This is a genomic window from Streptomyces sp. NPDC050147 (genome assembly GCF_040660195.1).
In the GTDB taxonomy this organism is placed as follows: Bacteria; Actinomycetota; Actinomycetes; order Streptomycetales; family Streptomycetaceae; genus Streptomyces.
This window is the reverse complement of record NZ_JBFALJ010000004.1, coordinates 1-19,796: the sequence shown is the minus strand read 5'-3', so window position 1 is coordinate 19,796 and position 19,796 is coordinate 1. Positions and strand designations below refer to the sequence as shown.

The following is a 19,796-nucleotide window of genomic DNA, read 5'->3' as shown; positions in this document are numbered from 1 at the left end:
GGCGCGGGCCCGCCTTGGCCGCCGCCCCCGCCCCGTGATTCGCTGGCCGGCATGAGCCTCACTGTCACCACCTGGTCGCTGGAGCAGACCGCTCCCACCGATCTGCTGCCCGCCTCCGCACCCGAGGGCGACGACGTACGGATCGTCCGGGCCGAGATCCCCTCCCCCGAGTTCAGTCGCTTCCTCTACACCTCCGTCGGCGGCGACATCCGCTGGACGGACCTGCTCTCCCACTCCTACGCCCAGTGGCAGGAGGCACTCGGGAAACCGGGCGTCGAGACGTGGGTGGCGTACGAGAAGGGGACGCCCGCCGGGTACGTGGAACTGGAGGCGCAGGAGGGCGGTGTCGTGGAGATCGTGCACTTCGGGCTCATCCCCGCCTTCCGGGGGCGCCGCATCGGCGGCCACCTGCTCTCGCAGGGCGTCCGCCGCGCCTGGGACCTGGCCGAACGCTGGCCGGACCTCACCCCGACCAAGCGGGTATGGCTGCACACGTGCTCCAAGGACGGCGAACACGCGATGGACAACTACCTCCGGCGCGGCTTCAAGCTCTTCGACACGAAGGTCGAGCAGGAGCCGGACGTGGCCGCGCCTGGGCCTTGGCCGGGGGCCTGAGGCAGTAGGGAACCGGGTTGCGAGAAAGTCCCGGTCAGTCCCCGTGGACGACGGGGCCGGCCGGGACTTTCTTGCGGTCCGCCTCCCCATGCTCCCCGCCTCCCGCCCGGGGCGGGTGGAGTGACCCACGTCACTGTGTCTCATTGAGTGGGACAACTACGTCCACATTGCGGATAGTGGTGGACTGGGTCGAAAGTCCCGTGACACGCTTCCGTCATGGATCGCACTGGAATTGCCTTGGTGAGTCGGCGTCACGTCGATCTCTGCCGCATGTCCAGCGCCATGTGTCCGGCGAGCTGACAGCACCAGCGCCGACGACCCCTCTCTCCCTGACCACCCTATTGCGCACCGCCGCGCCTCCTGCGCGAAGTGTGCAGGTCAGTGCCGACCTCAGCCCGCCTTGAAGGACGTATTCGCCATGGCTGCCACCCCCGAAAAGCCCACGACTGCCGCGCCCAAGCGCAAGGTGAGCCGTCACCGTGGTGAGGGCCAGTGGGCCGTAGGCCACTTCACGCCGCTCAACGGGAACGAACAGTTCAAGAAGGACGACGACGGTCTCAATGTGCGGACACGCATTGAGACGATCTACTCGAAGCGCGGCTTCGATTCGATCGACCCCAACGATCTCCGTGGACGTATGCGCTGGTGGGGGCTGTACACCCAGCGTCGGCAGGGCATCGACGGCGGCAAGACCGCGATCCTTGAGCCGGAGGAGCTGGACGACGAGTACTTCATGCTGCGGGTCCGGATCGACGGCGGGCGGCTGACCACCGAGCAGCTGCGCGTCATCGGCGAGATCTCGCAGGAGTTCGCGCGCGGCACCGCCGACCTCACCGACCGGCAGAACGTGCAGTACCACTGGATCCGCATCGAGGACGTTCCGGCGATCTGGGAGCGCCTGGAGGCCGTGGGGCTCTCGACGACCGAGGCCTGCGGTGACACACCCCGCGTCATCCTCGGCTCGCCCGTCGCCGGTGTCGCCGAGAACGAGATCATCGACGGCTCGCCCGCGATCGACGAGATCCAGCGCCGCTTCATCGGCAGCCCCGAGTTCTCGAACCTGCCCCGTAAGTTCAAGACGGCCATCTCGGGCTCTCCTCAGCTCGATGTCGCGCATGAGATCAACGACGTCGCCTTCGTCGGCGTGAACCACCCCGAGCACGGGCCCGGCTTCGACCTCTGGGTCGGCGGCGGGCTCTCCACCAACCCGAAGCTGGGCGTACGCCTCGGTGCCTGGGTGCCGCTGGACGAGGTGCCGGAGGTGTGGACCGGTGTCATCGGCATCTTCCGTGACTACGGCTACCGGCGGCTGCGCAACCGCGCCCGGTTGAAGTTCCTCGTCGCCGACTGGGGGCCGGAGAAGTTCCGGCAGGTTCTTGAGGACGAGTATCTGAAGCGGGGGCTCGTCGACGGGCCCGCGCCGGAGCAGCCCGCCGACACCTGGCGCGACCACCTCGGCGTGCACAAGCAGAAGGACGGGCGCTTCTACGTCGGCTTCGCCCCTCGTGTCGGCCGCGTGGACGGCGCGACCCTCACCAAGATCGCCGACGTCGCCGCGGCCCACGGCTCGGGCCGTCTGCGCACCACCGCCGAGCAGAAGATGATCGTGCTCGATGTGGAGGAGGCTCAGGTCGAGTCCCTCGTCGCCGGGCTCGAAGCCCTTGATCTGCGGGTCAATCCCTCCCCCTTCCGGCGCGGCACCATGGCCTGCACCGGCATCGAGTTCTGCAAGCTGGCGATCGTCGAGACCAAGGCGCGCGGCGCCGCGCTCATCGATGAACTGGAGCGCCGCATCCCGCAGTTCGACCAGCCGATCACCATCAACATCAACGGCTGCCCGAACGCCTGCGCCCGTATCCAGGTCGCCGACATCGGCCTGAAAGGGCAGTTGGTCCTCGACGGCGACGGCAATCAGGTCGAGGGATTCCAGGTGCACCTGGGCGGCGCGCTCGGCCTCGAGGCCGGGTTCGGCCGCAAGGTCCGTGGTCTGAAGGTCACTTCGGCCGAGCTGCCCGACTACGTCGAGCGGGTCCTCAAGCGCTTCGAGGAGGAGCGCGCGGACGACGAGCGCTTCGCCACCTGGGTGGGCCGTGCCAGCGAGGAGGCACTTTCGTGAGCGCAGCGAGCGAAACGAAAGGCACAGGATGAGCGAGCGAGCCGCCCCGTTCCACTGCCCCTACTGCGGCGACGAGGACCTGCGCCCCAACGAGACCGGTCACGGCGCATGGGAATGCGCCGCGTGCAATCGCGCCTTCCAGTTGAAGTTCCTCGGCCTGCTGGCCCAGGGAGTTCAGCGCAACAACGGTGGAGGGGAAAAGATATGACGACCGTTCAGGAGCAAGAGCAGCGTACGGACGACGAGTTGAGGGCTCTTGCCGAGCAGGCGGGGCGTGACCTCGAGAACGCGTCCGCCCTGGAGATCCTCCAGTGGGCTTCTCGCACCTTCGGCGAGCGGTTCTGCGTGACCTCCTCCATGGAGGACGCCGTCGTCGCCCACCTCGCCTCGCGCGCCCGCCCCGGCGTCGACGTCGTGTTCCTCGACACCGGCTACCACTTCCCGGAGACCATCGGCACCCGTGACGCCGTCGCCGCGGTGATGGACGTCAACGTCATCACGCTGACGCCGCGGCAGAGCGTCGCCGAGCAGGACGCCGAGTTCGGCGCGAAGCTGCACGACCGCAACCCCGACCTGTGCTGCGCCATGCGGAAGGTCAAGCCCCTCGAGGAGGGCCTGTCTTCGTACACCGCGTGGGCGACGGGGCTGCGCCGCGACGAGTCCCCCACCCGGGCGAACACCCCGGTCGTCGGCTGGGACGAGAAGCGCCGCAAGGTCAAGATCTCGCCGATCGCCCGCTGGACGCAGGACGACGTGGACGCCTACGTCACCGAGCACGGCGTCCTCACCAACCCCCTCCTCATGGACGGCTACGGCTCCGTGGGCTGCGCGCCCTGCACCCGCCGCCTCCTGGAGGGCGAGGATGCCCGCGCCGGACGCTGGTCGGGCAACGCCAAGACCGAGTGCGGGATCCACTGATGACAGATCCCCTGACAGATTTTCGGAACGAATCGGAGACGCACGTGAGCACCGGAGCCACCATCTGGCTCACCGGCCTGCCCAGCGCGGGCAAGACCACCATCGCCTACGAACTCGCGGGCAAGCTGGGCGAGGACGGCCACCGGGTCGAGGTGCTCGACGGCGACGAGATCCGCGAGTTCCTCTCGGCGGGTCTCGGCTTCAGCCGCGAGGACCGGCACACGAACGTGCAGCGCATCGGCTTCGTCGCCGAACTGCTCGCACGCAACGGAGTGAAGGTCCTGGTGCCGGTGATCGCACCCTTCGCCGACAGCCGTGAGGCGGTGCGCAAGCGCCACCAGACGGGCGGCACGCCCTACCTGGAGGTCCATGTGGCCACTCCGGTGGAGGTCTGCTCCGTACGCGACGTGAAGGGTCTGTACGCCAAGCAGGCGGCCGGCGAGATCTCCGGGCTCACCGGTGTCGACGACCCTTACGAGGCGCCCGAGTCACCCGATCTGCGTATCGAGTCCCAGGACCAGACCGTGCAGGAGTCCGCGGCGGCGTTGCGCGCGCTGCTCATCGAAAGGGGTCTGGCATGACCACCACCGTGGCCACTGTTACCGAGGGGACGGACAGCCCGTACGCGCTGTCGCACCTGGACGCCCTGGAGTCCGAGGCGGTGCACATCTTCCGCGAGGTGGCGGGGGAGTTCGAGCGGCCGGTGATCCTGTTCTCCGGCGGCAAGGACTCGATCCTCATGCTCCACCTGGCGCTGAAGGCGTTCGCGCCCGCGGCGATCCCCTTCTCGCTGCTGCACGTCGACACCGGGCACAACTTCCCCGAGGTCATCGAGTACCGCGACCGTGTGGTCGCCGAGCACGGGCTGCGGCTGCACGTCGCCTCCGTGCAGGAGTACATCGACGCGGGCAAGCTCCGCGAGCGCCCCGACGGCACCCGCAACCCGCTCCAGACCGTGCCGCTCACCGAGAAGATCCAGAACGAGAAGTTCGACGCGGTCTTCGGCGGCGGACGCCGTGACGAGGAGAAGGCGCGCGCCAAGGAGCGGGTGTTCTCGCTGCGGGACGAGTTCTCGCAGTGGGACCCGCGCCGTCAGCGCCCCGAGCTGTGGCAGCTCTACAACGGCCGCCATGCCCCGGGTGAGCACGTCCGCGTGTTCCCGCTGTCCAACTGGACCGAACTGGACGTGTGGCAGTACATCGCCCGCGAGGGCATCGACCTCCCCCAGATCTACTTCGCGCACGAGCGGGACGTGTTCTCGCGCTCGGGCATGTGGCTGACCGCCGGTGAGTGGGGCGGCCCCAAGGACGGCGAGACGGTGGAGAAGCGCCTTGTGCGCTACCGCACCGTCGGCGACATGTCCTGCACGGGTGCCGTCGACTCCGACGCCACCACGCTGGACGCCGTCATCGCCGAGATCGCCGCGTCGCGACTGACCGAGCGCGGTGCCACTCGCGCCGACGACAAGATGTCCGAGGCCGCCATGGAAGACCGCAAGCGCGAGGGGTACTTCTAAACATGACCAGCACCACCGAACCCGACAAGGCACAGCCGCTCTCCACCGAGCAGCTCTCGGCCACCACCCTGCTGCGGTTCGCCACCGCCGGGTCCGTCGACGACGGCAAGTCCACCCTCGTGGGACGCCTCCTGCACGACTCCAAGTCGGTCCTCACCGACCAGCTGGAGGCCGTGGAGCGCGTCTCGCTCGGCCGCGGCCAGGAGGCGCCCGACCTGGCGCTGCTCACCGACGGCCTGCGGGCCGAGCGCGAGCAGGGCATCACGATCGACGTCGCCTACCGCTACTTCGCCACCCCGCAGCGCCGGTTCATCCTCGCCGACACCCCGGGGCACGTGCAGTACACCCGCAACATGGTCACCGGCGCCTCGACGGCCGACCTCGCGGTGGTCCTCGTGGACGCCCGCAACGGCGTCATCGAGCAGACCCGCAGGCACGCCGCCGTCGCCGCGCTCCTTCGCGTCCCGCACGTGGTGCTCGCCGTGAACAAGATGGACCTCGTCGACTACGAGGAGACCGTCTTCGCGAAGATCGCCGAGGAGTTCACCGCGTACGCCAGCGAGTTGGGCGTCCCGGAGATCACCGCGATCCCCATCTCCGCGCTCGCCGGTGACAACGTCGTGGAGCCGTCCTCCAACATGGACTGGTACGGCGGCCCCACCGTCCTCGAACACCTGGAGACGGTCCCGGTCAGCCACGACCTGACCTCCTGCCACGCGCGCCTGCCCGTCCAGTACGTGATCCGCCCGCAGACCACCGAGCACCCCGACTACCGGGGCTACGCGGGCCAGATCGCGGCGGGCACCTTCCGGGTCGGCGAGTCCGTGACCGTGCTGCCCTCGGGGCGTACGTCGAAGATCGCGGGCATCGACCTCCTCGGCAAGTCCGTGGACGTCGCCTGGACGCCGCAGTCCGTGACGCTGCTCCTGGAGAGCGACATCGACATCTCGCGCGGTGACCTGATCGTGCCGAGCGGCGACCAGCCGCAGACCTCGCAGGACCTCTCGGCGACGGTCTGCCACGTCGCGGACACCCCTCTGGCCGTCGGTCAACGGGTGCTGCTCAAGCACACCACCCGCACGGTCAAGGCGATCGTCAAGGAGATCCCCTCGCGGCTCACCCTGGACGACCTCTCCCAGCACCCGGACCCGGGGCAGTTGGTCGCCAACGACATCGGCCGTGTCGTGGTCCGCACCGCCGAGCCGATCGCGGTCGACTCGTACGCCGCGTCGCGCCGCACCGGTTCGTTCCTCCTGATCGACCCGGCCGACGGCACGACGCTCGCGGCGGGCATGGCGGGCGACGCGTTCGCGAGCCACACCGAGCCGGCCGACGAGGCCGAGGCCGTCGCGGACGACGAGGGCTGGGACTTCTGACCATGGCCACGATCGACTATTTCTCGACCTTCGCGAAGGAGGGCGGCCGCGTCGGCAGCGGCGCCCTCGGCGCGGGGCAGGGCGGAGTCGGGCGATGTGCGCAGTGACGTACGCGCACCGCTTGCGCGCCCACACCCCCCGCGAGCCCCACCCGCGAAGACGAAAACCTGCCGATCTCCCGGCCACGCCCTGACGGTGTGACCGCCGGGCCAACGAGAGGACCACCTCCCGTGCCTGCCAGCTTCCGCACCCCACGCACCACCGGCGGCCGCCGTGCCCTGGCCGCCGTCGCCGCCCTGCCGCTGCTCGCGGTGGTGCTCACCTCCTGCGGCTACGGATCCGCCGCGGACGCCAAGGACGACAAGGCCGAGGTGGCCGCGGGTGCGAAGAAGATCGAGGGCCTCGACGAGGTGAAGATCGGGTACTTCCCGAACCTCACGCACGCCACCGCCCTCGTGGGCGACCAGGAGGGCCTGTTCCAGAAGGAACTGGGCGCGACGAAGGCGAAGTACACGCAGTTCAACGCGGGTCCTTCGGAGATCGAGGCGCTGAACTCGAAGTCGATCGACATCGGCTGGATCGGCCCGTCGCCCGCGATCAACGGCTACACCAGGGCCCAGGGCGAGAACCTGCGCATCATCGGCGGCTCGGCGTCCGGTGGCGTGAAGCTGGTGGTGAACCCGGACAAGATCAAGTCCCTGGACGACGTCAAGGGCAAGAAGATCGCGACGCCTCAGCTCGGCAACACGCAGGACGTGGCCTTCCTCAACTGGATCAAGGAAAAGGGCTGGAAGGTCGACGCCGAGAGCGGCAAGGGCGACGTCTCGGTGGTGCGCACCGACAACAAGATCACCCCGGACGCCTACAAGTCGGGCTCGATCGACGGAGCCTGGGTGCCCGAGCCGACCGCGTCGAAGCTGGTCGCCGAGGGCGGCAAGGCGATCCTGGACGAGGCCGACCTGTGGCCGGACAAGAAGTTCGTGATCACGAACATCATCGTGTCGCAGGAGTTCCTCAAGGAGCACCCGAAGGTCGTCGAAGCCGTCCTGCGCGGTTCGGTGAAGACCAACCAGTGGATCAAGGACAACCCGGAGAAGGCCAAGGCCTCCGCCAACGCCGCCCTCAAGGAGGCGTCCGGCAAGGAGCTGCCCGCCGAGGTCATCGACCCGGCGTGGAAGTCCATCCAGACCACCGATGACCCGCTGGCCGCCACGCTCGACTCCGAGGCCGAGCACGCGGTCAAGGCGGGCCTCCTGGAGAAGCCGGACCTCAAGGGCATCTACGACCTCAAGCCGCTGAACAAGGTCCTCAAGGCCGAGGGCAAGTCCGCTGTCGACGACGCCGGTCTCGGCGTCAAATAACCCCGGAAACCGTCCCCCACAGCCAAGCGCGTGGGGGGACCCCCATAGTTCCCAGGAGGTGACGACCATGGCGACGACCACGACCCTCGCCAAGGCGGCGGAAGACATCACGGCCGCCCCGCACGCAGCCCGGATCGAGCATGTCTCGAAGTCCTTCGCCACACCCGCCGGTCGGCAGCTCGTCCTGGACGACATCACGCTCGATGTCGCTCCCGGCGAGTTCGTCACCCTCCTGGGAGCCTCGGGCTGCGGCAAGTCGACGCTGCTCAATCTGGTGGCCGGGCTCGACAAGCCGTCGGCGGGCGACATCGCCACCGACGGCCGCCCCGCCCTGATGTTCCAGGAGCACGCGCTGTTCCCGTGGCTGACCGCGGGCAAGAACATCGAGCTCGCCCTGAAGCTGCGCGGTGTCGCGAAGACCGAGCGGCGCGAGCGGGCCGAGGAGCTCCTCGGCCTCGTACGGCTCCAAGGGGCGTACGGCAAGCGGGTGCACGAGCTGTCCGGCGGCATGCGCCAGCGCGTCGCGCTTGCCCGCGCGCTCGCGCAGGACGCCAAGATCCTGCTGATGGACGAGCCGTTCGCGGCGCTCGACGCGATCACGCGTGACGTCCTGCACGACGAGCTGACCCGCATCTGGCGCGAGACGAACGTCTCCGTCCTCTTCGTCACGCACAACGTGCGCGAGGCCGTGCGCCTCGCCGAGCGCGTCGTGCTCCTCTCGTCGCGTCCGGGCCGGGTGGCGCACGAGTGGCGGGTCGACATCCCTCACCCGCGCCGCATCGAGGACTCCGCCGTGGCGGAACTGTCCGTCGAGATCACCGAACAACTGCGTGGGGAGATCCGCCGACATGGCCAGCACTGACACTCCGGTCGGCAAGGCCGAGAGGGACAGCGGCGCCGAGAGGGACAGCAGCCAGGACCTGGCCGGTCTGGAGGCGGGCCTCGACGCACTGGACGCGGTCCAGACCCGGCGCGTTCCCTTCCGTCAGACTTTCGTGCAGAAGATCCTGCCGCCGGTTACCGCCGTCCTGCTCGTCCTGGTGGTGTGGCAGGTCCTGGTGTGGGCGAAGGTCACCGACTCCTACAAGCTGCCCGCGCCCTCCGTCGTATGGAACGAGGTCGAGGACGCCTGGCTCCAGGGCACGCTCCTGGAGTACATCTGGACGTCCGTCTCGCGCGGTCTGCTCGGCTTCCTGATGGCGCTCGCGATCGGTACGCCGCTCGGTCTGATCGTGGCCCGGGTGCGGTTCATCAGGGCGGCGATCGGCCCCATCCTCTCGGGTCTGCAGTCGCTGCCGTCGGTGGCGTGGGTGCCGCCTGCCGTGATCTGGCTGGGGCTCAACGACCAGATGATGTTCGCGGTGATCCTGCTCGGCGCGGTTCCCTCGATCGCCAACGGCCTGGTCGCGGGCGTCGACCAGGTGCCGCCGCTGTTCCTGCGGGCGGGCCGCACGCTGGGCGCGACCGGCCTGCGGCACACCTGGCACATCGTCATGCCCGCGGCGCTGCCCGGCTATCTGGCCGGTCTGAAGCAGGGCTGGGCGTTCTCCTGGCGGTCACTGATGGCCGCGGAGATCATCGCGCAATCCCCCGACCTGGGCATGGGCCTCGGCCAGCTCCTGGAGGCCGGCCGCACGAACAGCAGCATGTCGCAGGTGTTCTTCGCGATCCTCCTCATCCTGATCGTCGGCATCGCCATCGACCTGCTGATCTTCAGCCCGCTTGAGCGGCGCGTGCTGCGCAGCCGCGGACTCCTCGTGAAGAGCTGAGGCCACACCATGTACCCCCGTCCCGTCCTGTTCGTCGTCGCCCACGGCAGCCGCGATCCGCGGCATGCCGCGACGGTGCGCGCCCTGGTGCGCCGGGTGCGGGAACAGCGGCCGGGGCTGCGGGTCGAGACGGGCTTCCTGGACTTCAACTCGCCCTCGGTCCCCGAGGTGCTCGCGTCCCTGGACGCCGAGGGAGTACGCGACGTGATCGCACTCCCCCTGCTCCTGACACGGGCGTTCCACGCCAAGTCGGACATCCCGGCGGTCCTGAGCCAGGCACCGCCCCGGCTCCGTATCCGGCAGGCGGCGGTTCTCGGCCCGTCCCCCCTGCTCCTGACCGCTCTGGACCAGCGGTTGTACGAGGCGGGTCTCACCCCCGCCGACAAGCCCTCGACCGGGGTCGTGCTTGCCTCGGCGGGGTCCTCGGACCCGGAGGCGATCGCAGTGATCGCTGAAATCGCGCGGGAGTGGCGGCACACCGGTTGGTGCGCCGTGCGGCCTGCGTTCGCCTCCGCATCTCTGCCCCGCACGGAGGACGCCGTGCGGGAGCTGCGCGCGCTCGGGGTGCGCCGGGTGGCGGTGGCGCCCTACGTCATCGCGCCGGGTTTCCTCCCGGACCGCATCGAGCGCGGCGCCGCCGAAGCGGACGTCACGGCCCAAGTTCTCGGCCCTTCCGCGGGGTTGGCGCGGCTGCTCGTGAGGCGTTACGACGAGGCGTGTGGCGAGAACGGTGTGGTCGGGCGGGTGGCGCGGGTTCCCGTGCTGGCCTAGCTTGTGGGTTCATGACGCTCTCCAGATCCCGCACGCTCTGGCTGCGGACCGAGCCCCTGCACGCCGTGATCTACTTCGAGGAGCGCTGCCGAGATCTGGGCAGGGCTCTGGGCCTCAAAGGCTTCTGGATGGGCTATTTCGCGGCCCGCACGGCTCCCATGGGGCCGGTCGAGTCGGGCCCGGCGACGGCCGCGCTCGGCGTCTTCGCCCCCGGCATGGTGGAGCGAGCCCTTCCGTCCGCCTGGCAGTACGTCTCGCCGGGGCGGATCGTGGAGGAGCGGGCGGCCTACACGGCGCGGGCGCTGCGGGCGCTGATCCCGGGCATCGACGACCAGGCCGCCGCGCTCTGTCCGCCGCTCGCCGCGATGGTCGAGGACGCCCCGTCGCTGGCCCGCCCGCTGTTCGCGGCCAACCGTGACGTGAGCGAGCGGACCGACCCGGTGCAGCGGCTGTGGCAACTGGTCACGTGCGTACGCGAGTTCAGGGGCGACGCGCATGTCGCCGCACTCGCCGACCACGGCCTCGACGCCTGCGAGGCGCTGGTGCTCGCCGCCGCCACGGGCCGCGTGGACCAGGACACCATCCGGCACGACAGAGGGTGGGACGAACAGGAGTGGGAGCACGCGGTGGACCGGTTGCGCGGGCGCGACCTGGTGGACAGGGACGGGCACATCACCGAACACGGCCGCACCGAGCGCGAGTTGATCGAGGACGCCACGGACCGCCTGTCGGCGCGCCTGCTGCGGCCACTGGCGGCACGCGACGCGGACACACTCCTGGCAGCACTGGAGCACCCGGTGCGGCAGGTACTGGCGGCGGACGTCATTCCGTTCCCCAATCCGATCGGACTGCCGCGGCCCGCGCGTTAGTCAATCGGGTTGCCGAAGTACGGCCCGTGCGCCTACCGTCACGCCGATGACCCCCGTACTCCGTTCCGAGCGTCTGAGTCTGTCCCCCTATGCAGCCGCCGACGAGACACAGTTCGTCGCGCTCCTCCAGGACGAGGCCGTGGGCCGCTGGTTCGGGGACGGGATGCAGAGCGTGGAGCAGACACACGCGCTGTTCCGCCGGATCTTCGGCCTCATATACGCCGAGAACCACTTCCCGGTGTGGGCGGTACGGCACGAGGGGCGCTACATCGGCCACGCGGAGATCAAACCGTCGCCCGAGAGCTGGCTCGACGGCCACGAGATCGTCTACGGGCTCTTCCGGGGCAGCTGGGGCATGGGCCTCGGCACGGAGCTCGCCCGCCTGCTCACCGCGTACGGCCATCAGACGCTGGGCCTGACCGAGGTGCACGCGACGGTGGACGCGGAGAACGTAGCCTCCCTCACCGTCCTCAAGCGCCTCGGCTTCACCCAGGGCCGCTCGGTGGCGGAGGACAACGGCCGCACCACGATCCTGATGACGTCGTCGGTCAGCTGAACTCATCGGTCACCGGGCGGGCCGCCTCTCACTGCGGGCGGGCGGCTTCTCCCCGTGGGCGGGCGATTTCCGCTGCCTGCGCCACGATCGCCAGCAGTTCGGTCACCGGCATCGACCCCGCCTCGCGCCTCTCCCGCGCGAACGTGTTCGCCACCCGCTGCAAGGCGTCGTTCACCGGCGTCGCCACTGCGTGCAGCCGGCCGAGCAGCGCGATCTCGCCGTTGAGGTAGTCCGCCTCGATGGTGCCCGTGCCCCGGCTCAGGCTCTGCCAGGACGAGCCGCCGCCGCGTTCCGAGCCGCCGAAGGGCTCGAAGCGGATGCGGTCGCCGCGGGCCTCCTTCTGCTCCTGCTCACTCACCGCCTCGATGCCGGCGGCGGCGAGCACCGCCTCACCCTCCGCGCGGGCCTTGCGGTAGAGCGCGATCGCCTCGTCGTCGGAGAGCACGCCCGTGACCGCCTCGATGGCGTTGGCCAGGTTGGCGAGCAGCTTCCCGTACTTCCAGCGCATCACGTCCGCCACGACGGGCGCGAGCAGCCTCGACTTCTCAAGGTCGGCGGAGATGAGCCGGGCGGTGTCGTCGGTGCCCTTCGGGAAGCGGCCGATGTGCAGGATGCCCGTGTATGGGGCACCTGCCGCGGAGACCGAGCCCGGCTCGACATGGCTCGCGGGCAGCCAGACGCACATTCCGTACACCCGCCGGAAGCGGCGCAGCGCGATGCGCTCGCTCTCCACGCCGTTCTGCGCGCAGACCAGGGGAAGGACCTCGCCCGCCGTCCCGGCACCCGCCACCGGACGTCCGCTCCAGGTGTCGAGCGCGGCCTCGCAGTCCTGCGTCTTCACGGCGAGGAACAGCACGTCGTCCGCCCTCAACTCGCCCAGCTCGGCGGGCTCTTGGATGACGCGGAGCCGGTGCGTCAGCGCCCCTTCGGGCGTCTCGACCCGCAGTCCGCCCTCCCGTACGGCCTCATAGTGCGCACCTCGCGCGACGAGGACCACGTCATGTCCGCTCTCGGCGAGCCGCCCGCCCACGGTGCCGCCGATCGCCCCTGCTCCGATGATGATGTAGCGCATGGAGCCGAGCCTCGCACATCCTGCCGGGCAGATCAGTCCCTCGGCGGGCCGTCCTCGCTGAACGGCGTTCCTTGGTGGAACCAGAGCAGCCACTCGCCCTCGTGCCGCCGCCACAGTGAACTCCTGTGCGCCAGGCGTCCGTTGATGTCGGTGTCGAAGGTGAGGTGCACGAGGTCGTCGGCGAGCTGGACGCCCCGCATCCCGGAGGTCATGATCGGACGGCCGGTCCTGTTCGCGCTCCGGGCCAGGGCCGTGATGATCGAGGCGCGGTCCCAGCGGGTGCCGGAGACGCCGAACTCGGTGAATTCCGGGTGCAGCAGCCGGCCGAGCAGCTCGGGCGAGGCGCGCACCTCTGGTGCGAGCAGGCGCAGTTCGGCCTCGATGGCCGCCTCGACGGCGGACGCGCGGTCAACCACGGGCCGGCTCCTGGGTCAGCTGCACCAGTTTGGCGACGGTGTTCCAGTTGCGGGACGTGGCGACGACTCCCTTGAACAGGGCGGGCCGTGACAGGACCTCACCGAGCTTGGAGCGGCCGAGGCCGTCCGGTGCGTAGAGGTAGAGCGCGCGGTCGCCGAGCCGGAACTCCTCGGGCAGAAAGGCCGCTTGGTCGATCGTGTCGAGCCGGGTCGCGTCGACCGGTTCGGAGAAGTACGTGACGTGCAGTTGTCTGCCTTCGAGCGAGGCCGCGGGGAAGGGACACGCGTCGGCGACCGCCTTCAGGTAGGCGCCATCGCGCACCAGGACGTCCACGGCGAAGCCGAAGTGCTTCCCGATGGCCTCGCTCACCCGCGCGGCCAGCGCGTTCTCGTCGGTGGCCGCGTACGTGAACACCGCGTTGCCGCTCTGCAGATGGGTGCGTACGTCGCCGAACCCGAGCCCGTCGAGCAGCGTGCGCAGTTCCGCCATCGGCACCTTCTTGCTGCCGCCCACGTTGATGCCGCGCAGGAGCGCCGCGTATGCCTTGACCGTCATCCGCACACCATAAGACGGCCGCCGCGCCCCGTGGGGGTGGGCGCGGCGGCCGCCGGTCCTGTGGGTTACTCGACGACCTTGAGCAGCTTGTTGGGCGTGCCCTCGCTCGGGTTCGAGATCTTGTCCGGGGTGGCGCCGTCGGTCAGCGCCTTGGCGACGGCGTCCGGCTTGGCGTCCGGGTGGGCGGCGACGTAGACGGCGGCGGCGCCCACGACGTGCGGGGTGGCCATCGACGTACCGGAGATGGTGTTGGTGGCGTCGTCGCCGGTGTTCCAGGCGGACGTGATGTCCGAGCCCGGGGCGTAGATGTCCACGACCGAGCCGAAGTTGGAGAAGTCCGACTGCTCGTCGTCCTTGGTGGAGGAGGCGACCGTGATGGCCTCCTTCACGCGCGACGGGGAGCCCTGACCGGCGTCCGAGGACTCGTTGCCGGCCGCGACCGCGAAGGTGACACCGGAGGCGATGGCCTTCTGGACCGCCGCGTCGAGCGCCTCGTCGGCGCCGCCGCCCAGGCTCATGTTGGCGACCGACGGGCCCTGGTGGTTCTTGGTGACCCAGTCGATGCCCGCGACGACCTGCTCGGTGGTGCCGGAGCCCTGGTCGTCCAGGACACGGACCGCGACGATCTTCGCCTTCTTGGCGACGCCGTGCGCCTCACCGGCGATGGTTCCGGCGACGTGCGTGCCGTGGCCGTTGCCGTCGTCCGCGTTGTCGTCGTTGTCGATGGCGTCGAAGCCGGACGTGGCGCGCCCGCCGAAGTCCTTGTGGCTGACGCGGACGCCGGTGTCGATGACGTACGCCGTGGCGCCCTCACCGGCCGCGTCCGGGTACGTGAACTTCTTGTCGCCCGCGGTGTCCGCCTGGTCGACGCGGTCCAGGCCCCACGACGGCGGGTTGTCCTGGGTGGCGTCGATGGTGAACTTCTTGGACTGGACGACCTTGCCGACGGCCGGGTCGGCGGCAAGACGCTTGGCCTCGGTCTCGGTGAGGCTCTTGGCCGAGAAGCCGTTGATCGCGGACGAGTAGTTCCGCTTCAGCTCGCCGCCGTACTCCTCGGCGAGGTCGGACTTGGCGCCCTTGTCGGCCTTCTCGTCGAGCATGACGATGTAGCTGCCGGAGACGGCGCCCTTGGCGTCCGCTCCGTAGACCTTGCCCTCGGCGGGGGTCGCCGCGCCGGCGAACGAGGTGGCGAAGACGGTGACGCCGACGGCGGTGGCGGTCGCGGCTATCGCCGAGACGAGCTTCACCGAGCGTGCACGCTTGTGTGTTGCCATGAAGAGGGGTCTCCTCGTGGTGATGTGGGGGGATGTGGGGGGTTTCAAAACTTCACTGCGACGCCCCCTGAGATCCGGAAGATCTCCGGGCGTTGGGACGAAACCATGTCTGATTGACGCGCGCAGATCAATACCTACATACACCTGTGACTTGTTCAACAAGGTTCTGTAATAACAAAACGGGCCCCCGTCGGCAGATCGGACACCGTATGGCCGGATCCCTCAAGTGATCACAGATGTAAGGGGCTTGTCCGGGCCGGACCGACGTCGGACAGAACGACAGACGCCGGACGGGCTGGAGGTTCCAGCCCGTCCGGCGTCTGAGGACGAGATCGGCGCAGCGGGTGATGCCTACGCCGCGGTCAGCACTTTGCGCTCCTCGAAGGAATCGATCGTCCGCGTGAAGTCCCGCGTCGAAAGGAGCAGCTTGTAGATGATCGCCAGCTCGAAGACGAGCAGCAGCGCGCCGGAGACGATTGTCGCCGGCAGCACCACGTCGAACAGCGGGCCGATCATGAAGACGCCCATCTGGAACTCGATCCCGCTCACCAGGTGCGTACGGATCCGGTGCCGCAGCAGGAAGGAACGCGCCCGCAGGTACGCGGGGAACTTGTGCCTGAACTCCTGGTGCAGGTCGATGACCTGCCGCTTGGGAGCGGCCTCCGGTGCCTCCGGGGTCTGCGGAACGCCCTGCTCCGACTGCGTCTTCTGCAGGTCCTGCTCGATGTCGGCCTCGGGGTTGTCCCGGAGCAGGTCCTCCATGAAGGCCAGCTCGGCCTCGTTCTCGGCCCTGCGGGCCGCCCTCATGCGGACCTTGATCTGCTTGCGCATCGTGTGCCTGATCTTGAAGATCTCAAGGCCGTTGATGTAGCGCAGCGTGTCGAGGGCGACCACGGCGACCGCGGCCCAGATGTAGAAGGCATCCCCGGTGCGGTGGAACTGGCCGCCCATCAGGGCCACCGCACACGCCATCACGCGGATGCGGTCGAAGACGAAGTCGAGCCACGCGCCGAACACCGAGCCGGTGCCGGTGAGGCGGGCGACCTTCCCGTCCATGCAGTCGAGGATGAAGCTGAAGTGATAGACAACCGCTCCGACGACCAGCCACTGCCAGTCCCCCAGCGCGAAGAACGCGGCCGAGACAAGGCCAAGCAGGAAGGCGCCCCAGGTGATCTGGTTGGGCGTGATCCGGGTCCGCATCGCCGTCCACCGCACGAGCGGCGTGGCGACCGGATCGACCAGGATCACGGTCCACCACGCGTCGCGTTTCTTCTGGGTGATGCGGCGCACCTCGTCGAGGGGCGGTATGTCTCGTCGCATGGGGGTCAACTTCCTGGCGTTCGCGGAACGTTCACCCCACGCTAAGAAGACATTGGTTCAAGGAACAAGAACCTGAGCGTGCAACCTTTGGCCGGGGGTAACGGTCAACCTTTCAGGACGAGTCAATACCCATGCCAGAACCACCCTGCGTTACCTGAGCGTTATCGAATGACAGGGCTGTAACAGAAATGGCCTGGGCGTAACCGAATCGCCCTACGGAGCATCACGCCCCGGCCCGCCCGGCCGCCTTCGCGAGCTCCTCCTCGATCAGGTCCGCCGCCCTCTTCGTGCCGCCCTCCCCCGCCATCGAGGCCCGCACCTCGGCCAGCCGGCGCGCCACCTCCGGATCACCGACCAGGCCGAGCACGGCCTCCCGCAACGTCTGCGCGGTGGCCTCCTCCATCGGTACATGCCGGGCCACCCCCAACCCCTGGAGCATGTCCGCGTTACCGAACTGGTCGACGGCCTGCGGCACCGCCACCATCGGCGTCCCGGTGGCCAGACCCTCCTGGCTGCCGCCCGCACCGGCGTGCGTGATGAAGGCGTCGGCCTGCTTGAGGACCGAGAGCTGCGGCACCCACTGACGGACCTCCACGTTCCCGGGAACCTCCCCCAGGTCACTCGCCTCGACGTGCTTGCCGACCTGAAGCACCACATGCCAGCCGGGCAGATCCCCGAACGCCTCGATGCAGGCGCGGTAGAAGCCGGGCTGCTTGGTGAAGGACGAGCCCAGTGAGACGAGCAGCACCTTTTGCGCACCGGCGGGACGCCGCCATTCACCCTGTGCCGCGCGGTCGCCCTGGCAGGCACCGACGAACGTGTGCACCGTCTCGTCGACCCGGTCGGCGTTCGGCTGGAGCGCCTTGGGGATCAGGACGAGCGAGCGCGGCGGGTGCCCGACGAAGGGGTCGGGGTGCTGGGTGATCCCGTTCTCCTCCAGCCAGGCATGGAAGCGCGCGTAGTAGGCCTGCCCGCGCTCCGTCTCCTTCAGCTCCGCGTACATCGGCTCGGCGACCTCTTCCTCGTACCCCTCCCAGGCCACCAGGTTCGGTGAGAGCGAGATCTCGGGCACACCCCAACGGCGGGCGAGCACGCGGGCGGGAAAGGAGGTGATGTCGTACAGGACGAGGTCCGGTTCGTCACCCTCGTACGCCGACGCCAGCCGCGGCAGCGTCTCGATCGCCTCGGTGAGGAACGGCTCGATGTTGTCGATCAGTTCGGTCCCCCACGCCTCGGGATCGTCGTCGGGGCCCGGCAGCGTCGTCTCGAAGAGGACGGGCTCGGCGCCGGTCTCGGCGACCTTCTCGGCGAAGAGGGGCGGGATCGCGTACGTGACGCGGTGACCGCGGGCGACCAGCTCGCGGATGACTTCGAGGCTCGGGTTGACGTGTCCGTGCGCGGCGATCGAGAACATGGCGATGTGGGCACGCTGGCGTGTGGTCATACGCGGACTCTAAACGAGACGAGACGTCTCGTGCAACCTCATGCGCCGCGTTCGCCGTGTCCGCCGCACGCTCCGGCCCTCGCGCACTGCGCCCTACCCGACGTCCGGGCCACCGCGCGACGCCGCGTCGTTGTAGCGCAGCAGGCACTCGGCGAACTTCTCCAGGTCCGGTTCGTTCCACTCCGCGAGCCGCTCCCGGAACGCGACCCGACGCGCGTCGGTGACCTGCGCGAGCACCTCGATGCCCCGGCCGGTGAGATGCAGCACGTGGACCCGGTGATCGGCCGGGTCGAGACGCCGCTCCACGAGACCGGCCTTCTCCAGCGCGCCCACCTGCCTGCTGATCGTCGACTTGTCCAGCGTGTAGTGCGCCGCGAGGTCCGTGGCCCGGCATCCGCCCTCGTACTCCAGGTGACTCAGGAGCGTGTACGACACGAGCGACAGCTCGGGGTGCATCCGCGCGGCGGTGGCACGGGCCCGCCGCGCGAACGCCGTCATCTCCCGCTGAATGATTTCGATGGACCCGTCCCTGTCGGACACGATTTCTCCCTCTCCACGAATGGTTGTACAGTACAACACTGAAATTGAGTGCATAAGCCAACTATCGCGAGAGGCCTCTCGATGACCGCCACCTCGGCGCCCGCCCACAAGGCATCAGCGGGCCCGGCAACCGCCTCCGGACCGCTGCGCCACGTCCTGCTCCACCTCGTGACACCCCTGCTGATGTGCCTCGGCATGGGGCTCGCCTACATGGGCGCGTTCGTCACCCCGGAGCCGCACGACCTGCCGATCGCCGTCGTCGGATCGGGCGAGCAGACGCGGGCCCTCGCGCAGACCGTCAAGGACAAGGCCGGCGACGCTCTCGACGTACGGACGGTGGCCTCCCGCGCGCAGGCGGTCGACGAGCTCAAGTCCCTGGACGTCTCCGGGGTCTACGTCCCCGACGCCAAGACGCCGGAGGTCATCGTGGCCACCGCGGGCTCCGACATGAGCGCGATGGCGGTCGAGAAGATCTTCACGCCCCTCGCGGCGGAGCGGGGCGTACCGCTGAAGGTCTCCGATGTGGCGCCGACGGTGGACGACGACCCCACGGGACAGGGCCTGTTCTTCCTCCTCGTCGCGGTGAGCATCGGCTCGTACGCGTCGGTGGCGGCGCTGGGCGCCGCGGGGGCCGGGATGCGGATGCGGGTCCGGGCCGGGCTCGTCGTCGGCGTCTCGTTCGCCGTGAGCCTGATCGGCGCGGCGCTCGCCGGGCCCGTCTTCCACCTGGCGCACCAGGGGCTGTGGGGCGTGTGGGCCATGGCGTGGCTGTACTCCGCCGGCATCCTCTTCATCGGCGTCGGACTGCACACGTTCCTCAAGCGCTGGACGACGCTGACGATGATGGTCCTCTTCGTGATGCTCAACTTCACGTCCTCCGGCGGTCTTTTCCGGCCGGAACTCCAGAACGGCTTCTTCGGCTCACTGCACGCCTTCTGGAACGGCGCCGGATTCGTCGAGGGCATCCGCAGCCACCTCTACTTCGGCGGCCATGAACTCGGCGGGCACGTGTGGACGTTGGCGGCGTGGCTCCTCGTCGGCCTGGTCGTCACGGGCGTCGCGGCGCTCTGGGAGCGGCGTGAGCGGACACCCGTGGTCACGCCCGAGCCCGGCCACCAGGCCGGGCAGGAGCGGGAGCAGGAGGAGGAGATGGAGGAGTCGGTGGCGGTGTGACGGCGGCGGCCACGCCTGCCTGACGGCTGTGGCCCCCGCGTACGGACCACCCTCGGCCCCGGGGGCCCCCCCCGCCCGGGGACCCCCCCCCCCGGGGGGGTTAGGTGGAGGAACACTTATTAAAACACTCAAAA

General features: G+C 69.3%; 22 protein-coding genes. 15 read left to right on the top strand and 7 right to left on the bottom strand.

Features of this window, described 5'->3' with window-relative positions; translation table 11 throughout:
- The first annotated feature begins 51 nt into the window (after positions 1 to 51).
- The 14 genes from AB0I94_RS08790 to AB0I94_RS08725 all read left to right on the top strand — a co-directional run bounded on the left by AB0I94_RS08790 (position 52) and on the right by AB0I94_RS08725 (position 11,867).
- Positions 52 to 615, top strand: coding sequence for a GNAT family N-acetyltransferase (locus AB0I94_RS08790; protein WP_363308754.1), 564 nt, complete (start codon positions 52 to 54; stop codon positions 613 to 615).
- Between the two features lie 216 nt (positions 616 to 831).
- Positions 832 to 915 (top strand): putative leader peptide, encoded by an 84-nt coding sequence (locus tag AB0I94_RS08785; RefSeq protein ID WP_323178717.1) that lies wholly within the window; start codon positions 832 to 834, stop codon positions 913 to 915.
- Positions 916 to 1,033: 118 nt separating this feature from the next.
- Positions 1,034 to 2,731 carry a nitrite/sulfite reductase gene (locus tag AB0I94_RS08780; RefSeq protein WP_363308753.1) on the top strand — a complete coding sequence of 566 codons (1,698 nt, stop codon included), beginning with the start codon at positions 1,034 to 1,036 and terminating at the stop codon, positions 2,729 to 2,731.
- 28 nt (positions 2,732 to 2,759) lie between these two features.
- On the top strand, positions 2,760 to 2,939 hold the full coding sequence (locus AB0I94_RS08775; RefSeq protein WP_363308752.1) for a hypothetical protein: 180 nt from the start codon (positions 2,760 to 2,762) through the stop codon (positions 2,937 to 2,939).
- Positions 2,936 to 3,649, top strand: coding sequence for a phosphoadenylyl-sulfate reductase (locus AB0I94_RS08770; RefSeq protein WP_363308751.1), 714 nt, complete (start codon positions 2,936 to 2,938; stop codon positions 3,647 to 3,649). Before AB0I94_RS08775 ends, AB0I94_RS08770 begins: the two co-directional genes overlap by 4 nt.
- A complete protein-coding gene (cysC, locus tag AB0I94_RS08765; RefSeq protein WP_363308750.1) occupies positions 3,649 to 4,230 on the top strand; it encodes an adenylyl-sulfate kinase in 582 nt (193 codons plus the stop codon). Before AB0I94_RS08770 ends, cysC begins: the two co-directional genes overlap by 1 nt.
- Positions 4,227 to 5,165, top strand: coding sequence for a sulfate adenylyltransferase subunit CysD (gene cysD, locus AB0I94_RS08760; RefSeq protein ID WP_363308749.1), 939 nt, complete (start codon positions 4,227 to 4,229; stop codon positions 5,163 to 5,165). Before cysC ends, cysD begins: the two co-directional genes overlap by 4 nt.
- A 2-nt stretch (positions 5,166 to 5,167) precedes the next feature.
- Complete coding sequence (locus AB0I94_RS08755) at positions 5,168 to 6,541, top strand: GTP-binding protein (protein ID WP_363308748.1); 1,374 nt, start codon at positions 5,168 to 5,170, stop codon at positions 6,539 to 6,541.
- Between the two features lie 230 nt (positions 6,542 to 6,771).
- Positions 6,772 to 7,902 (top strand): aliphatic sulfonate ABC transporter substrate-binding protein, encoded by a 1,131-nt coding sequence (locus tag AB0I94_RS08750; protein WP_363308747.1) that lies wholly within the window; start codon positions 6,772 to 6,774, stop codon positions 7,900 to 7,902.
- Between the two features lie 67 nt (positions 7,903 to 7,969).
- Positions 7,970 to 8,764 (top strand): ABC transporter ATP-binding protein, encoded by a 795-nt coding sequence (locus tag AB0I94_RS08745; RefSeq protein WP_363308746.1) that lies wholly within the window; start codon positions 7,970 to 7,972, stop codon positions 8,762 to 8,764.
- Positions 8,751 to 9,671, top strand: coding sequence for an ABC transporter permease (locus tag AB0I94_RS08740; protein ID WP_363308745.1), 921 nt, complete (start codon positions 8,751 to 8,753; stop codon positions 9,669 to 9,671). The genes AB0I94_RS08745 and AB0I94_RS08740 overlap by 14 nt, the downstream gene beginning before the upstream one ends.
- A 9-nt stretch (positions 9,672 to 9,680) precedes the next feature.
- The gene (locus tag AB0I94_RS08735; protein ID WP_363308744.1) at positions 9,681 to 10,442 is read left to right on the top strand and encodes a sirohydrochlorin chelatase; all 762 of its coding nucleotides are present in this window, start codon (positions 9,681 to 9,683) and stop codon (positions 10,440 to 10,442) included.
- A gap of 11 nt (positions 10,443 to 10,453) precedes the next feature.
- Positions 10,454 to 11,311 carry a hypothetical protein gene (locus AB0I94_RS08730; protein ID WP_363308743.1) on the top strand — a complete coding sequence of 286 codons (858 nt, stop codon included), beginning with the start codon at positions 10,454 to 10,456 and terminating at the stop codon, positions 11,309 to 11,311.
- Positions 11,312 to 11,357: 46 nt separating this feature from the next.
- On the top strand, positions 11,358 to 11,867 hold the full coding sequence (locus tag AB0I94_RS08725) for a GNAT family N-acetyltransferase (protein ID WP_363308742.1): 510 nt from the start codon (positions 11,358 to 11,360) through the stop codon (positions 11,865 to 11,867).
- A 28-nt stretch (positions 11,868 to 11,895) separates the two neighbouring features.
- On the opposite strand, the gene AB0I94_RS08720 is transcribed toward AB0I94_RS08725, so the two are convergent.
- The 7 genes from AB0I94_RS08720 to AB0I94_RS08690 form a co-directional block, all read right to left on the bottom strand.
- Positions 11,896 to 12,939, bottom strand: a complete 1,044-nt coding sequence (locus AB0I94_RS08720) for a 2-dehydropantoate 2-reductase N-terminal domain-containing protein (protein ID WP_363308741.1) — start codon at positions 12,937 to 12,939, stop codon at positions 11,896 to 11,898.
- A gap of 32 nt (positions 12,940 to 12,971) precedes the next feature.
- Positions 12,972 to 13,355 (bottom strand): DUF4440 domain-containing protein, encoded by a 384-nt coding sequence (locus AB0I94_RS08715; protein ID WP_363308740.1) that lies wholly within the window; start codon positions 13,353 to 13,355, stop codon positions 12,972 to 12,974.
- The gene (locus AB0I94_RS08710; RefSeq protein WP_363308739.1) at positions 13,348 to 13,911 is read right to left on the bottom strand and encodes a DUF1697 domain-containing protein; all 564 of its coding nucleotides are present in this window, start codon (positions 13,909 to 13,911) and stop codon (positions 13,348 to 13,350) included. Before AB0I94_RS08710 ends, AB0I94_RS08715 begins: the two co-directional genes overlap by 8 nt.
- Positions 13,912 to 13,976: 65 nt before the next feature.
- Positions 13,977 to 15,185, bottom strand: coding sequence for a S8 family peptidase (locus tag AB0I94_RS08705; protein ID WP_363308738.1), 1,209 nt, complete (start codon positions 15,183 to 15,185; stop codon positions 13,977 to 13,979).
- 351 nt (positions 15,186 to 15,536) lie between these two features.
- Positions 15,537 to 16,505: a CDP-alcohol phosphatidyltransferase family protein gene (locus AB0I94_RS08700; RefSeq protein WP_363308737.1), complete on the bottom strand. Its 969-nt coding sequence runs from the start codon at positions 16,503 to 16,505 to the stop codon at positions 15,537 to 15,539.
- A 223-nt stretch (positions 16,506 to 16,728) separates the two neighbouring features.
- Complete coding sequence (gene mgt / locus AB0I94_RS08695; protein WP_363308736.1) at positions 16,729 to 17,949, bottom strand: macrolide-inactivating glycosyltransferase; 1,221 nt, start codon at positions 17,947 to 17,949, stop codon at positions 16,729 to 16,731.
- A gap of 93 nt (positions 17,950 to 18,042) precedes the next feature.
- Entirely contained in the window at positions 18,043 to 18,489 is a 447-nt protein-coding gene (locus AB0I94_RS08690; RefSeq protein ID WP_363308735.1) for a MarR family transcriptional regulator, read from the bottom strand.
- A gap of 81 nt (positions 18,490 to 18,570) precedes the next feature.
- Here AB0I94_RS08690 and AB0I94_RS08685 point away from each other — a divergent pair, with 81 nt between their 5' ends.
- Positions 18,571 to 19,662: a hypothetical protein gene (locus tag AB0I94_RS08685; RefSeq protein WP_363308734.1), complete on the top strand. Its 1,092-nt coding sequence runs from the start codon at positions 18,571 to 18,573 to the stop codon at positions 19,660 to 19,662.
- Positions 19,663 to 19,796: the final 134 nt, after the last annotated feature.